This window comes from Moraxella sp. HMSC061H09 (genome assembly GCF_001809255.1).
Lineage (GTDB): Bacteria > Pseudomonadota > Gammaproteobacteria > Pseudomonadales > Moraxellaceae > Moraxella > Moraxella catarrhalis.
Map to the genome: position 1 here is coordinate 272,675 of NZ_KV796849.1, position 16,287 is coordinate 288,961.

Annotated in this window: 12 protein-coding genes; 5 read left to right on the forward strand and 7 right to left on the reverse strand. The window is 41.0% G+C overall.

Going from position 1 to position 16,287, the window contains the following annotated elements; all coding sequences use genetic code 11:
* Positions 1-60 precede the first annotated feature (60 nt).
* A complete protein-coding gene (locus tag HMPREF2573_RS05405) occupies positions 61-651 on the reverse strand; it encodes a TetR/AcrR family transcriptional regulator; helix-turn-helix transcriptional regulator (protein ID WP_227497433.1) in 591 nt (196 codons plus the stop codon).
* 510 nt (positions 652-1,161) lie between these two features.
* Between HMPREF2573_RS05405 and HMPREF2573_RS05410 the strand changes: the two genes are divergently transcribed.
* From HMPREF2573_RS05410 to HMPREF2573_RS05425, 4 genes are all read left to right on the forward strand, one after another.
* On the forward strand, positions 1,162-2,340 hold the full coding sequence (locus HMPREF2573_RS05410; RefSeq protein ID WP_003659082.1) for a fatty acid desaturase: 1,179 nt from the start codon (positions 1,162-1,164) through the stop codon (positions 2,338-2,340).
* A 93-nt stretch (positions 2,341-2,433) separates the two neighbouring features.
* Positions 2,434-3,930 (forward strand): protein adenylyltransferase SelO, encoded by a 1,497-nt coding sequence (locus HMPREF2573_RS05415; protein WP_003672128.1) that lies wholly within the window; start codon positions 2,434-2,436, stop codon positions 3,928-3,930.
* A gap of 151 nt (positions 3,931-4,081) precedes the next feature.
* Positions 4,082-4,264: a cbb3-type cytochrome oxidase assembly protein CcoS gene (ccoS, locus tag HMPREF2573_RS05420; RefSeq protein WP_003666384.1), complete on the forward strand. Its 183-nt coding sequence runs from the start codon at positions 4,082-4,084 to the stop codon at positions 4,262-4,264.
* A complete protein-coding gene (locus HMPREF2573_RS05425) occupies positions 4,261-5,115 on the forward strand; it encodes a sulfite exporter TauE/SafE family protein (protein ID WP_003667724.1) in 855 nt (284 codons plus the stop codon). The genes ccoS and HMPREF2573_RS05425 overlap by 4 nt, the downstream gene beginning before the upstream one ends.
* Before the next feature lie 40 nt (positions 5,116-5,155).
* Here the strand turns inward: HMPREF2573_RS05425 and fghA are convergent, their stop codons facing one another.
* The 5 genes from fghA to htpG form a co-directional block, all read right to left on the reverse strand.
* Positions 5,156-5,986, reverse strand: coding sequence for an S-formylglutathione hydrolase (gene fghA, locus HMPREF2573_RS05430; RefSeq protein ID WP_003663309.1), 831 nt, complete (start codon positions 5,984-5,986; stop codon positions 5,156-5,158).
* A 12-nt stretch (positions 5,987-5,998) separates the two neighbouring features.
* Positions 5,999-7,117 (reverse strand): S-(hydroxymethyl)glutathione dehydrogenase/class III alcohol dehydrogenase, encoded by a 1,119-nt coding sequence (locus tag HMPREF2573_RS05435; RefSeq protein WP_003660809.1) that lies wholly within the window; start codon positions 7,115-7,117, stop codon positions 5,999-6,001.
* A 215-nt stretch (positions 7,118-7,332) separates the two neighbouring features.
* On the reverse strand, positions 7,333-8,673 hold the full coding sequence (gene gdhA, locus HMPREF2573_RS05440) for an NADP-specific glutamate dehydrogenase (protein WP_003659071.1): 1,341 nt from the start codon (positions 8,671-8,673) through the stop codon (positions 7,333-7,335).
* A 310-nt stretch (positions 8,674-8,983) separates the two neighbouring features.
* Positions 8,984-10,498 (reverse strand): C13 family peptidase, encoded by a 1,515-nt coding sequence (locus tag HMPREF2573_RS05445; RefSeq protein WP_070472820.1) that lies wholly within the window; start codon positions 10,496-10,498, stop codon positions 8,984-8,986.
* 159 nt (positions 10,499-10,657) lie between these two features.
* Positions 10,658-12,592, reverse strand: a complete 1,935-nt coding sequence (gene htpG, locus HMPREF2573_RS05450) for a molecular chaperone HtpG (RefSeq protein WP_070472822.1) — start codon at positions 12,590-12,592, stop codon at positions 10,658-10,660.
* A gap of 364 nt (positions 12,593-12,956) precedes the next feature.
* Here htpG and HMPREF2573_RS05455 point away from each other — a divergent pair, with 364 nt between their 5' ends.
* Entirely contained in the window at positions 12,957-15,317 is a 2,361-nt protein-coding gene (locus tag HMPREF2573_RS05455) for a penicillin-binding protein 1A (protein WP_003659066.1), read from the forward strand.
* Between the two features lie 51 nt (positions 15,318-15,368).
* Here the strand turns inward: HMPREF2573_RS05455 and HMPREF2573_RS05460 are convergent, their stop codons facing one another.
* Positions 15,369-16,145, reverse strand: coding sequence for a lysophospholipid acyltransferase family protein (locus HMPREF2573_RS05460; RefSeq protein WP_003659065.1), 777 nt, complete (start codon positions 16,143-16,145; stop codon positions 15,369-15,371).
* Positions 16,146-16,287 lie beyond the last annotated feature (142 nt).

The following is a 16,287-nucleotide window of genomic DNA, read 5'->3' on the forward strand; positions in this document are numbered from 1 at the left end:
CAAAGCTGAATATATTTAGTCTTCTAAATTTAATCAGATTTGACTGATTTGAATAAAGACTTAAGGTGTGATGGTCTGCCCAATCACCTCTGCCAGTTCAAGAATTTCTGCTTCGCTCATATCTTGGCTGGTCGCCAATAATCTTTGTGAAATCTCATCTGCTGGCTGATTATCCGCCTTGGGATATAATTTTGGTAAATCTAGCATCTGCCGCACCAAAGCACTCTTTAGGGTATCACGCCGACCCAAATAACGCTGATAAAAGCTTGAATTTAACAAACTTGCACCACCTTGCCCAACCGCATACAAGGTTGCCATATAGTCACGAATATTCATCTGACTGTTTTGTTCGGTCAAATATCTTTGAACAATACAAGACATACGAACCATTCGTTCTCGGCGTACATGGTATAATTGGGCAAACATCTTGTTTAATCCAGAGGTTGTTGATGACAGGCGTTCTTCAATATGATTAAATAAAATCGCACGGTGCGGTAAATTGACCAACTGAATCACCAATCGGGCCACGCCAGCCCCAGCACCGTCTTCAACAATAATCATATCAAGTTTTCGCTTTTCATAATCAATCAAAATCCGTAACAGCAGTTCATCTTTACTGGCAAAATGCTTATAAAGCGTTCCTTTTGCCAAATCCAATGTCAAAGTAAGCTATCTAGTGTCAAATCCCCCTCGCCAGAGTCAAGCAATAATTGCTCAGCTGTTTGCAAAATACGCATCTCCCGCAACTCAAATTGTTGCTTGCGATTGGTCATGATATGTCCTTTATTCAATACAAATATTTAATACAAAAATAACTATCAAAGATTATAGCAAAACACAATAAAAATGGGTGATACTTTTTTACCTCGTGTATTGTTAAACCATTGTTATTGATGATGAATAAAACACAAAATTCAAACAAATGATGCCGTGATTGTTACAATTTTACCCACAAATGATGTGAATAATTGTTCACATTTAGACGGTTTTGTGTTAGCATATTTTCGTATAGAAATTCTTCTGAATATATTGATAATACTTGCCTGACAACATATAATTATCATCAATGTTATGTAAATATTCAAAATGAATTTTCTATTATTTACAAACTTTATCTAAATTATACCAGTTTGTTACCTTTATTATAGGATACTTACCTTTATGAGTATTGAGCGTAATTCTGAAGCGTTTGAGCAAGCACCCATCAACTGGGTACCTGCCATTGTGCTGTTATCCACCTTGTTTCTTGCCATTACTATCGTGCCTTGGTATCTATGGACGCATGGTGTGGGCATGGGCGTTTGGGTGGCTTTTGCTATTTTAATGGCTTGGACGGGTCTGTCTATCACTGCTGGCTACCATCGTTTGTGGTCACATAAATCCTATGAAGCCCATCCTGTTGTCAAATATATTTTATTACTTGGTGCGACTTTGGCGGTTGAAAGCTCAGTATTTGACTGGTGTTCAGGGCATCGCTCACACCATCGCCATGTTGATGATGAATATGACGACCCGTATTCTTCTCGTCGTGGTTTTTGGTTTAGCCACATGGGCTGGATGCTACGCAAATACCCAAGCGGTCAATATGATTACAAAAATATCCCCGACCTAAAAAAAGATAAGCTACTTGCCCTACAACACAAGTATTATGGTTTTTGGGTAATTGCCACTAATGTTGTTATTCTAGCGATGATTGGCTGGATCACAGGGGATATGCTGGGTACATTTTTAGTTGCAGGTCTTCTACGCTTGGTATTGACGCATCATTTTACCTTTTTTATCAACTCGCTGTGCCATATGTTTGGTACACGCCCTTATACCGATGAGAATACCGCACGGGACAATGGCCTACTTGCCATCGTGACTTGGGGTGAAGGTTATCATAATTATCATCACTATTTTCAATATGACTACCGTAATGGCGTCAAATGGTGGCAATATGACCCAACCAAATGGATCATCGGTCTGCTTGCCAAAGTAGGCTTGGCCAGTAATTTAAAGCGTGTCGATGATTTAACCATCAAACATGCAGAGCTGACCATGCAGTTTAAACGCGCCCAAGAACGCATCGTAACAGGGGGCGAACCAAGTTTAGATGAGCGTTTGGCCGCCTTTAAAGAGCGTATCAGTGCCGAGTATGATGAATTTACCAAAACGGTTGAAGAATGGCATACCCTAAAAGCCAAAGCGATTGAGCTAAAGCGTGCAGAATTAGCTGACCGATTAAATGAAGCAGATGAAAAGCTCAAAGCACAGCTTGCCCAAATTGAAACTAAAATCTTAGAGCAAAGTAAGCGTGTTGAACAGGCATATCTACAACTCAAAGGTAAAGCCATCTGATTGATATTACTTGTTTTCTCCACCCTTTATCTATATATTGGATAAAGGGTTTCTTTTTGGTTATCAATCACCTTATAATAATAGCTTAACTTTATGAAATTTATCCATGATTATCTAAAACATGACGAGCGACTATATCGCCACACACTGCCTACTCCCCTTGATAATCCCAAGCTGGTTTCTTTAAATACTCAATTAATCGACCAATTAGGTTTATCATCACTTGATGCAACTGCTTGGGCTGATATCATTTCAGGCCGCCTATCGCCATTAACTCAGATTGCCCCACATAAGATACAACCCATCGCCATGGCGTATGCAGGTCATCAGTTTGGTCAATGGGCAGGTCAGCTGGGTGATGGGCGAGGCGTATTAATTGCCCAATTGCACAATAAAAAAACAGGCAAACTGATTGATTTACACCTAAAAGGTGCAGGTCTGACCTCTTATTCTCGGCGTGGTGATGGACGGGCAATGTTAGCAAGCTGTATTCGTGAATATCTTGGGGGTCATGCGCTCAATGGTTTAATGATTGCATCTTCTGATGCCATTGGTCTTGTTGTTTCTGATACCCATATCCAGCGGCGTCATATTGAAAAAGCAGCCGCTTTACTTCGTGTTAGCGATTGCCATGTACGCCTTGGGCACTTTGAATGGGTTGCGATGTATGCTGCTGATTATTTTGAGACATTTGTCATTAAAATTATCCAAAGCTATTATCTACATCTGTATGATACTCATCAAAACACCGCTAACATTAGTCAATTATTACATGAAATTGCCGCCAACACCGCACGCATGATTGCCAAATGGCAACTGATTGGTTTTTGCCATGGTGTTATGAATACTGATAATCTCAATATCACAGGGACAACACTGGATTTTGGCCCTTTTGCATTCATGGAGGGTTTTAACCCAACTTGGATTAACAATCATTCTGATCATACAGGTCGTTATGTTTATCAAAATCAGCCTACGATTGGGCATTGGAATTTGGCGGTGGTATATCACCACTTTAAAAGACTTGTCGATCAAGATGATATTGATGATGCGCTAATGACATACCAAGAGGTTTTTGAAAATACTTATCATCATGGTCTATGCCAAAAACTTGGTATCAAACCCAGTCATCAAGCCATACAATTGGGCTATCGGCTGCTGATGCTGATGCAAAACGAGCGTTTAGATTATACCAATACATTTCGTGCTTTAATCGCAGTTGCTGATCACGGTGAGAATCGTACCCAATTTACACATGAATACACGCTGCTGGCTAATTTGACAAATATCTTATCTGCGACATCTTATGATATTTGGCAAAATTGGGTTAATGATTATTTAGATTGTCTCAAGCAACAGTCCACCAAACAAACGGCTATTAAGACATTACAACAAACCAACCCCATCTATATTCTTAGAAATCACATGGCAGAACGCGCTATTGTATCTGCTCATCAAGGCGATTTTGATGAAGTGGCACGATTATTTGCATTGCTAGATAATCCCTATCAACAGCAAACCATTGCAACCGTTGATGATACTCGCATGGCGTTTGCCAATGAGGCTGTCGCAGTCAGTTGCTTGTCTTAATCAGCTTATCCAAATTTAGCTATATCAAATTTTTAAAGCCAAACCTATCAGCTATTTATTGGTAAAAAACCAAAATGATGAGGTCATTTATATACCAGATAAAATCATTTATGCTATAATGGGATTAACTTTTTATAAACTGAGGCACGCCATGCTCAGTATTTATCTGTTAATCCCATTAAGCCTGATGCTTTTTGTTATAGCAATTTGGGCAATTTATTATGCAGTTAAGTCTAATCAATTTGAAGATTTGGATAACGCCTCTGAACAAATCATTTTAGACGATCGACAAGCACGCCGAAAAACAAAGCGTATTCATAAGGAACAGCGATGACATTTGCACTAATTTTTGCTGCTTTTAGTATGGGTCTGCTTGGCTCACCACATTGTTTGGGTATGTGTGGTGGTATCGTAGCAGCCTTTGGTATCTCTATGAAAAATACCTCGCCTGCCAAGCGAACTTTATTGATGTTAGGCTATCATATGGGGCGGTTGGGTAGCTATACGATTTTAGGCTTACTGGTTGCAGCCTTGGGTAAGCACATTTTAGCACCTTTAATGGCCAACAGTGCCTTACCCAAATATTTATTGGGCGGTGCTTTGGTTTTTGCTGCACTGCTCATGTTGGGGCTACCAGTACTCAATCGCCTTGAAAAAGCAGGTCTAAGATTTTGGAATACACTGGCACCTTTACGCACCAAAGTTCTACCGATGGATAGCTTGCCTAAGGCACTGATTGCAGGTCTGCTTTGGGGATTTTTACCCTGTGGGCTGGTTTATGGTGCATTGGGCGTGGCATTGGGACTTGCCTCTGACAGTCAAGTAGGATTGACAGCAACAACCTTTATGGTATTTTTTTGGCTTGGTACTTTACCCATGCTACTTGCCACAGGCACAGTCATCGCTTGGCTAAAATCCAAAATCCACGCATTTAATCTACGCAAATTCAGCGGTGTGGTGATGCTCATATCAGGATTAGCAATTGCCTTTAGCATACCAATCATGCACAAATTACATGGCGACCACGCAGAACATGGTCACCATCACCATTACCACACCAGCGACGAGCATATTCATGATCAAGTAGGTCATCACAGCCATCAACATCACGGTGAAGCACCTGCCCACAACCACGATCACTCATCGCATTCAGATCGAAGCCATTCGCATTCGTATCATCATTAATTAAATAGATGCTTTATCATGCAAATCACCTTATCCCAATTTAGGCATTAAGATGATTTGCATGAAACTTAATATGTACTTCAATAAAACTTGCAACAAAAAAGTAACTGTGGTCATAGCCATCATGCAAGTTTAGTTCCACATTAATACCATTTTCTTGGGCAGCGGCAACGAACTGTTCAGGCTGCAACTGATTTGGATAAAAATCATCTGCCAAGCCTTGATCAATGTAAATGGGTGGAGCTTTGGTTGCTTTGGCTACCAAATAAGTGCTGTCATACTCACACCAATCAGACTCTTTTTCACCCAAATACGCTGTAAATGCTTTTTGACCCCAAGGCGTCTTAGACGGATTAACAATGGGAGCAAAAGCAGAAATACTGGCATAAGCATCAGGGTTTTTTAGTCCAATTTGTAGGGCACCATGACCGCCCATGCTATGCCCACAGATTGCCTTTTGTCCGACATTGAAGTTCTTCTCAATCAGCCTAGGTAGCTCATCAACAATATAATCATACATTTGATAATGTACTGACCAAGGGCTGGCGGTTGCATTGACATAAAATCCAGCACCTTGGCCTAAGTCATAAGCTTCATCATCAGGTACGGTTTCTCCACGAGGTGATGTATCAGGTATCACCAAAATTATACCGTACTTAGCAGCATACTGCTGAGCGCCTGATTTGGTCGAAAAATTCTCATCATTACAGGTTAACCCTGATAAATAATATAATACAGGTAAACAGGCACCTTTGAGTGCCTGCTTTGGTAGATAGACCGCAAAGGTCATCTCACTTTGGACTGCTTTAGAAACATGGCGATAACGGCGATGCTCACCATCAAACATTTTATGACAGCTGATTAATTCCATAAGTCACCCAAGTTAAAAATGGATTACACTGCGAATTGATTTGCCTTCATGCATCAGATCAAAAGCGGCATTGATTTGGTCAAGTGGCATGGTATGGGTGATAAAATCACTCAATGCAAAATCACCTTGCATATATTGGCTGACAATACCAGGCAGCTCACTACGACCTTTCACATCACCAAATGCCGAACCTCGCCACACACGCCCAGTTACCAGTTGAAATGGGCGTGTCGAAATCTCAGCACCTGCTGGTGCGACACCGATAATCACGCTCTCACCCCACCCTTTATGACAGCATTCAAGTGCTGCTCGCATGACATCCACATTACCAATACATTCAAATGAAAAATCCACACCGCCATCAGTCATCTCGATGATAACTTGCTGAATGGGTTTGTCAAATTTATTAGGACTAACACAGTCTGTCGCCCCAAGCTCTTGTGCTTTGGCAAACTTATCTTCATTAATATCAACAACAATAATGCGGCCAGCCCCTGCCATGCGAGCACCGATCACCGCGGCAAGTCCAATACCACCCAAACCAAAAATTGCCACCGTATCACCGGGCTTTACTTTGGCTGTTTTTAGAACTGCGCCCATGCCCGTGGTGACACCGCAACCAAGCAAGCAGACCTCTTCTAAGGGTGCATCTTTTTGAATTTTTGCCAACGAATACTGAGATACCACGGTATACTCTGAAAAAGTCGATGTACCCATATAATGATAAATTGGCTCACCTTCTTTAAAAAATCGGACAGTACCGTCTGGCATTAAGCCTTTACCTTGGGTTTCACGCACTGCCGAACAAAGGTTAGTTTTATTAGATAAGCACATTTTGCACTGACCACATTCGGCCGTATATAGCGGAATCACATGGTCACCAACCGCAAAATCTGTTACGCCCTCGCCTACAGCTTCAACGATACCTGCACCTTCATGCCCAAGTACACAAGGGAAAATACCCTCAGGATCAGCACCTGATAAGGTATAAGCATCTGTATGACAAACACCTGTTGCCACGATGCGAACCAATACCTCACCAGCTTGTGGTGGCATCAAATCCAGCTCTTCAATTACCAGCGGCTCATTTGCCGCCCAAGCAACTGCGGCTCGTGTTTTAATAAAGTCCATCATCGGTTCCTTTGGTTAATACATGTCACACAAAAACACATGTGTCACACAAATTGATTGCCCTTGGTCATATTCGTTTCAGGGGTTGCTATTATACTTGTTTAAACCGAAAATAAAAACCGTCAGTTACATTCATCTAAAATAAAAACAACCTGTATTGACACAGGTTGTTTTTTGATCAGCGATGATAAAACAATCGATGATAAAATAATCAATCACAAAATACCATAAGCAACCAACGCATTGGCAACCTTTAAAAAGCCTGCCACATTAGCACCTGTCATATAATCAACCACATCTTTGGTTTTACCGTACTCTTTTGCTGCAGACAGTAAATCATCATGGATATTTTTCATGATGCCTTGTAGTTTTTCATCCAACTCTGAGAAACTTTTATATTGGCGTACAGAGTTTTGGCTCATCTCAAGGCCCGAAACAGCCACACCGCCAGCATTAGCTGCTTTGCCTGGTGCATAAGTGATGCCATGACTGCGTACGATATCGATCGCTTGGGCATCTAATGGCATATTCGCCCCTTCTACAACATATTTGACACCACTTTCGACCAGCTGCTTAGCCTCTTGTTCACAGACTTCATTTTGCGTGGCGCATGGCAATGCGATATCAGCAGCAAACTGCCAAGGTTTTGTATCTGGCAACCATTCACCACCAAATTTTTCGACATAATCACTTAACGGTTTGCGTGCATCTTTTTGAGCTTTCACCCAGTCAATTTTTTCTTGAGTAAAACCTTCATCGTCATGTAGCGTGCCTTGAGAGTCAGAAAAAGTGATGACTTTACCGCCAAGATGCAAGGCTTTTTCGGCAGCATGTTGGGCAACATTACCCGCACCTGAAACCAAAACAGTTTTACCCTCTAAGGTATCGTCATTGGCTTTGAGCATATTATCCAAAAAATACACCAAGCCATAGCCTGTTGCTTCATTACGAATCAAGCTACCGCCAAAACCTACGCCCTTACCTGTCAACACACCTTCATGTTTACGCGTCAGATTTTTATACATCGCAAACATATAGTTTACCTCACGGCTGCCAACACCGATATCACCTGCTGGCACATCCATATCTTTGCCGATGTTTTTGTGCAATTCACGCATAAAAGCATAGCAAAAACGGCGAATTTCAGCATCTGATTTACCCTTAGGGTCAAAGTCAGAACCGCCTTTGCCACCGCCCATTGGTAAGCCTGTCAAAGCATTTTTAAAAATCTGCTCAAATCCTAAAAATTTTAGCACGCTTTCGTTTACGGTTGGGTGAAAACGCAAACCGCCTTTATAAGGCCCAATGGCGTTACTAAACTGCACACGCCAGCCACGATTGATCTCAACCTTGCCTTGGTCATTTTCCCAATTCACACGAAAGCTTATAATGCGGTCTGGCTCACAAAGACGCTCAAACACCTTTAACTCTGCAAACTTAGGATTATTCTCATAAGCTTCTTCAATCGTCATAGCGACTTCTTGAACCGCTTGGATGAATTCGGGTTGATGGGCGTAATTTTTTTCTATTTTTTTAACAACAGATTGGATACTCATGTGATAAATCCCTTAGATTAATGGAAGCAAGGTTCGCCAATGTGATTTGACGAACAGTTTTTGGCTTTTATTGATAAGTAAAATACACTTTATCAATTATAAATCATAAAAAATTATGATACTATAAGCAAATGTAATATACAGAAATTTTGGGCAGATTACAAGTGATTTTTAGAGAAATACCCACCATTTTAAATAAAAATAACCGTTAAAATATCGTATTTATATGAACTTTTATGCCACAAAAAACCGCTGCTTACTTTGGTGTAACAGCGGTTGTTAAGATATCATGACAATAGCCCATTTACTATTAATTCAAGACAGACTTGGTATCCGTCACTTTATCAATCAATCCATAAGGAATGCTGATATTTGGATTGTCCTGATGATGAAATAACGCCTTTTGCAGCTCAGGTAGGGCAAGCTGCATGGCTTCACCAATAACCAACTGAGGCTCTGAAGGTTCAAAACCCATCAAAATCTCACGCTCTTTAATCTTGGGCAGGGCATCATAAAAAGCTGCCATTACCCCATCTGAGCGTGGCAGACTTTCATTAAAAAATGCTCGACCAAAATAAGTCATATCCGCATCATCAGTACAGCCAAAAGAAGCTTTATCCGCCTTAGACGCTGTGATAATCATCGTATAAGGATCTTTTAACGCATTGATAAAAGTGCCTGAATAGCACGCCGAAACAACAATGACACGCCAACGAATGCCTGATTTATCCAAAGCGGATTTTAACCAAAATGGGTCAATCTGACGCAAATTCATCGGGGGATTTGTTACCGCCAATTCACCAATCGGCTCACCATGTTCATCGACCGACCCGTGTGAGCTTAATACCAAAAATAAAGCATCTTCATTAGGGTTCATCAGTCCGCCGATATGCTCAAGGCTTCGCTCAATGCTGGCGCGTGTGGCAATGGGGTACTCGCCCCAAGTGCTTGGGTTGTTAATCAAAGCAATCGAACGCCCTGCCGTATCAAATTTGACATCAAATAGTTGGCGTGCTTGAATGATCTCACTGGCAAAGACATCTTGCTCGCTGTAGCTGGCTGCCCCCAAAAAATACCATTCATGCCGACCCTTGCGACCTGCCTTCATCGCTTGCAACTGCTTGGGCAGTTGTGCTGCTTGCTCATAAAATACCAACTCATCTAACTCCACCAAAACCTCATCCATCTTGAAAATAGGCTGATTGATGGTGTTTTTTTGCCAAACAACCAATAAGACAATGCTTGCAATCAACATCAAGACGGTTTCATACCAAGGCCAATTAAAACGCTTAGCAAAAATCAGTAATAATGCCGCTGTCTGCCATACAAATAATAATAAAAACAATGTGGGCAAAATGCTATGAAGCCAAAACGGCAATAGGCTTTCATTTTCAAGAAATTGTATGCCACTTTGAAATAAAACAAGCAAAGTATCTGCCGCCAGCCATAATATTGCTGGTACAAATAACAAGGCGTAATTTAATGACCGCTGTGCAATGATGATACCTGCAGCAACAATGATGGTTGGCCAAACCAAATAGCTGATTAATCCTTGCTCATTAAAATAACTGTCATTGGGTGCAGCAAGCCAAGCAAATAAAATATTTGCTGATAATGCGACCACCATAAAAGCGACTGCTTGAGCAAAAGTCGGCTTCGTAAGCCTAAAAGCACGCTCACTACCGACAAGCATCCATAAAGACGCACCCAGATTTGAGAAGAAATTTGACAAAAAACCCATTGAATGCTCGAAAGTTAGGTTCAAAAAGTTTGACCATTGTAACATATTGCAAAATAACTCAAAGCATAATTTTACATCAAGCATCCAAAATGCTTTAACGCTTTAAATACTTTCACAATTTAACAGATAGCTATTAATACAATATCATTTTTTAATCCGTTTAATCATATACACCCAAAATCAGTAGATAAAAAAACCGCCATGAATCAACAGTTATCATTGGCGGTTTTAATATGGCAAAAATTAGCCCATCAAAAGCTTATTAACACGCTTTAGATAGCCTGCTGGGTCATCAAGCTGACCACCATCTGCCAATAAAGCTTGATCAAAAATGACTTGTGCCAAGTCATCAAAATCATGGCTATTTTGCAGTTTATCAATCAAAGGATGGTTTGGGTTAATCTCAAGCACAGGTTTAATCTCTGGTACACTTTGCCCCATGGCTTTGAGCATCTGTGCCATCTGTGGCGTAAGCTCACCTTCACCAACAACCAAACAGGCTGGGCTATCTACCAGACGGCTTGAGACACGCACATCTTTAGTACGCTTGCCCAATGTTGTTTTTAATTTTTCAACCACAGGCTGCATTTTTTCTTCAGCCTGCTTGGCTTCCTGCTTTTCATTTTCATCGGTCAATTCACCCAAGTCAACAGCACCTTTGGCAATATTTTGCAATGGCGTACCATCAAATTCATGTAAAAAGTTCATTGCCCACTCATCCACACGAGCAGTCATTAAGATAACTTCAATGCCTTTTTTCTTGAATAATTCAAGCTGTGGACTGTTTTTGGCGGCCGCCAAGTTATCTGCGGTGAGATAATAAATGGCTTTTTGACCATCTTTCATGCGGGCTTTATAATCACCAAAACCTGTTGCAATCTTATCATCGGTACTGGTTGCATAACGCAATAGCTTGGCAATGCGTTCTTGATTGGTCTGATCTTCACCCAAACCTTCTTTGAGTACATCGCCAAATTCTTGATAAAAATCGGCAAATTTTTGTTGCTTATCAGCATCTTCAGAGTTGGCAAGACTTGATAGTAGCGTCAATACACGGCGAGCATTACCCTCACGAATTGCCTTAACATCTCGTGATTCTTGCAAGATTTCACGACTAACATTAAGTGGCAAATCAGCAGTATCAATCACCCCTTTGACAAAGCGTAAATACATGGGTAATAACTGCTCAGCATCTTCCATGATAAATACTCGTTTGACATACAATTTTAGCCCATGTTGCTGTTCACGAGCGTACAAGTCCATGGGTGCTTTACTTGGAATAAATAAAAGCTGCGTGTATTGCACTCGTCCTTCAACACGATTATGCGTATAGGCTAGGGGCTTGGCATAATCATAGCTTAAGTTTTTATAAAATTCATGATACTCATCGTCGCTAATATCGCTTGGGCTTTTTGTCCACAACGCATTGGCTTGGTTGACTGTTTCATAGTCATCGGTAGTAATGTATTCACCTTTGCCTGTCGGTTCACCATCTTCACCCAGCTCATCTTGCCAAATTTGCTTATGCATTTGAATCGGCAGGCTGATATGGTCAGAGTATTTATTTACCAGTGATTTTATGTGCTGGTCGTTTAAATAATTTGTCTCACTCTCGCCGCCACCAGCATACTCATCTTTAAGATATAGCGTAATTGATGTTCCACGATTGGGTTTATGAATGCTCTCGGTGGTAAATTGCCCCGTACCATCAGACACCCAACGCACGCCTTTATCAGCAGATTCGCCTGCTTTACGGCTTTCTACAACAATCTTATCAGCAACAATAAATCCTGAATAAAAACCGACGCCAAACTGTCCAATCAGATGACCATCTTTTTTATCGCCATCAGTCAATTTATCCAAAAATGCCTTAGTGCCAGATTTTGCAATCGTACCCAAATGCTCAATGGCATCCTCTTCGTTCATACCGATGCCATTATCGCTAAAGGTAATGGTTTTGGCAGTATTATCAATGTCGATACGAATCGCAAGCTCGCCATCATTTTCATACAAGCCATCATCAGAGGTTGCCAAAAATCTCAGCTTATCACAAGCATCAGAGGCATTTGACACCAGTTCTCGCACAAAAATATCAGCATTTGAGTACAGTGAATGTGTCACCAAATGCAATAGCTGTGACACTTCAGCTTCAAAATGATGAGCGGTAGGATTGGTCATAATTTTCTTCCTATAACATAACAATTGTAATGAGTATTTGATCAAATACTTGATTTCGTTTTCGCTTATCAAGATAGGGATGATGAATATTTTTTCAAGCAAATGTTAGATAAAATATTGATTTATCATCATATTTTATTACCCAAATGATAGATGAATTTTATTGCTTAAAACTTTCAAATAAAATCAATGGTGGTTTTGTTTAGCCATAGAATCTATATTCATTAAGCATAACATCATAAAATAATCACAGTTACTAAACATACAAAAAACCATCACCACACGAAATTACTAATAAAAACTAGCTATTCTATCTGCAACCTAGTAAAATAAGAAATTAGGTCTATAGCAAGCAAAAGAATTTATGTCTAAAAACACTTTTTCTGCGTCATTCATCGCCATTTTATCAAAAGTTATTTTGGGCGTATTGGCATTATTTGCAATCTTAATTTTAGCATTTCCCATTGGGTTTTATGGCATGGTCATGTATCTTGAGCCAACTTTGCCTGATGTCAAAAATTTGGACAATTCCCGCTTTGAGATGCCGCTACAGATTTATACTGCCGACAACAAACTGATCGGACAATATGGTAATCGCTACTCTTTGCCTGTCACCTTTGACGAAATTCCTGAGCGTATGATTCAGGCATTTTTGGCAGCAGAAGACGATACTTTTTTTGAACACAGTGGCATCAGTGTCAAAGGCATGGGACGAGCATTGACCGAAGTTATCAGTGATAATGACGCTCAAACTGGTGGTTCAACCATTACCATGCAAGTGGCAAAAAACTATTTTTTAAGCCCTGAGCGTACCATTAATCGTAAGCTGACCGAACTTTTTATCGCCCGCAAAATTGAAAATGAACTCACAAAAAATGAAATTTTAACACTATATGTTAATAAAATTTATTTAGGTGAAGGCACTTATGGTATTCAAGCTGCAGCACGCCGCTATTATTCCAAAAATCTAGAAAGCTTGACCATTGCCCAAATGGCGATGATCGCAGGCTTACCAAAAGCCCCTTCGGCCTACAATCCTGTCGTTAATCCTGAACGGGCTATGGAGCGACGCAACTGGATTATCGGACGCATGCACCAAGAAGGCTTTATTACCGCTTCTGAAAAAGATGCCGCCATTGCTGAACCAATGGGGCTAAATATCTATCAAGAAAAACTTGATCTAAATATGCCTTATGTTGCAGAGATGGTACGCTCCACTTTGGTTGACCGCTATGGCGAGGCGGTGATGGATTCAGGTTGGCGTGTTCAAACCACAATCAATAGTAGCTCACAACTTGCGGCCAATGCTGCCTTAGTGGGGGGTTTGCGTGATTATGACCGTCGTCATGGTTGGCGAGGTGTTGAAGCAGAATCAGGGTCGCTTGAAGGTCGTAAAAATTTTGATCATATTTATCCTGCCAAAGTTACTAAGGTTCATAACCAAAGCTTTGAAGCTAAGCTTCAATCTGGAGAAACCGTAACCATCGGTTGGTCAGGTATGAATTGGGCGCGTCGCTACTATGATGCTAACCGTGTCGGTGGTGGCTACAGTAATGCTCATCAGATGGTCAAGGTTGGTAATATTGTGCGAATCTCTCCGATCAATGAAGCAAAAACAGCTTGGCGTATGGAATCTATTCCCAAAGTTCAAGGTGCATTGGTCTCTTTAGACCCTGAAAATGGTGCTTTGCGTGCCGTTGTTGGTGGTTTTCATTTTAATCACAGCAAATTTAATCGTGCTATCCAAGGCTATCGCCAACCAGGATCGATCATTAAGCCTTTTATTTTTGCTGCAGCACTTGAGTCTGGTCAATATACGCCAGATAGCTTAATCTCTGATGCTGCCATTCGTGTTGGTAGGTGGCAACCAAAAAATGCCGATGGACGCTACACAGGCGATATGACACTACGCCGTGCACTTACTTTATCACGCAATACCCCAGCCATTCGCCTGCTGCGTTCAGCAGGTGTTGATGAATCTCGCCACCTAATGAATGCCATGGGTGGACTTGAGATAGAACGCATGCCGTCTACATTGGCATTGGCATTGGGTGCTGCTGACGCTACACCTTTACAAATGGCAACTGGTTTTGCTACCATCATTAATGGCGGTCATCGCATCCAGCCTTATTTTATCGAAAGAATCTATAATTTTGACAATGAAACCATCTATCAAGCCAACCCACAGCAAGCCTGTGCACTTTGCTTTAATGAAAATCTTTCGGCAACTAATGCCAAATTGCTTGAATTATTTGAAGCCAATAAATCAGAGATTTCTACAGACACGCCTAGCGCACCAGCTGGCGATAGGCTACAACCAAGAAGCGCTCCACAATATGTCGCTGCCACTCAAGCACCCCGCGTGCTTTCCCACCAAACGGCTTATGACATCTCCAATATGATGCGAGAGGTTATTACTAGCGGTACGGGTCGCAGAGCTCGTGCTTTGGGTCGTAGTGATGTTGGTGGTAAGACTGGTACCACTAACCTTGCCAAGGATGCTTGGTTTGCAGGCTTTCATCCTACTAATGTGGCTGTGGTTTGGGTGGGTTTTGATACGCCATCAACTTTAGGAAATAGTGAGTACGGTGGCGTGGCTGCATTACCAATTTGGGTGAATTTTATGAGCCATGAACTTCGCAACACGCCTTCGCAATGGATCAGTCAAGAAGATCGGTCAAAAGCCGTCAAAGCGACCCAACAAGTTATTGATTTGAAAGATTAATAAAAAACAACCCTGATGACCATTATCAGGGTTGTTTTTTTATAATTAGTTTTAGGCTGCTAGTACGCGCCCATGCAAGTCTGTTAGGCCTTTTTGCATCACTGCTTGCAAAACCTCAGTTAATTCACGGTGATCTCGACCTTCAGGATAAATCGGCTCAAGGGGTAATACATACGCTGTAATCCCTCGAGCATCTGCCACTGATTTTAAACTTTGCACCATAGTCCGTTTGCCATAATAAGCAGCTTTATCGGACAGCCCACCTTCTTTATCCACATATGCAATTACCATTGGGCAGATTGGCAAGTTGGTATCAATAGCAGCTTTTAATAATTTACCATAAATTTTCTTAATCTGCTTACCATCTGTCGTTGTCGCCTCAGGGAAAAAAATGACCGATGACCCCTCACTCAAAAACTCTGCAATCTGATCACTCACCGAACCCACATCTCCTGAGCCTCGCTGAATAAAAAGCGTGCCACCTGCTTTTGCCAAGCGTCCAAAAATTGGCCATTTACCAATTTCAGCCTTAGACAAGAAAAAGACAGGTGCAACACTGCCCACCACAGGAATATCAAGCCAAGAGACATGATTACTGACCCAAAGCCCGTGCCTTTGTGGAACTGGCTCAATTTGAATCACAGTTACACCAAATGAATTTGCCATTTTTTGGCAAAATTTTTGTACATAGGGCATCAATCGATTGCGTGGTACATCAGAGCGATATGCCTTTGATTCATAAAGCATCTGAAAACCATTTAATAAAGTATTTGTCAATCCAAATGCTGCTTTAGTACGATAATATTGATTGCTAATGAAATTTGACATAAATAAACTCAATGCATTTCTTTGCCATACAGACTAAACCCAAACGCAAAAAAAATCAAGTACTTTGGTGAACATTTATAAACTAAGTTCAAAATAAAAAATGTGTATAAAAAATCTCCAAAGCAGATACTTTGGAGATTTT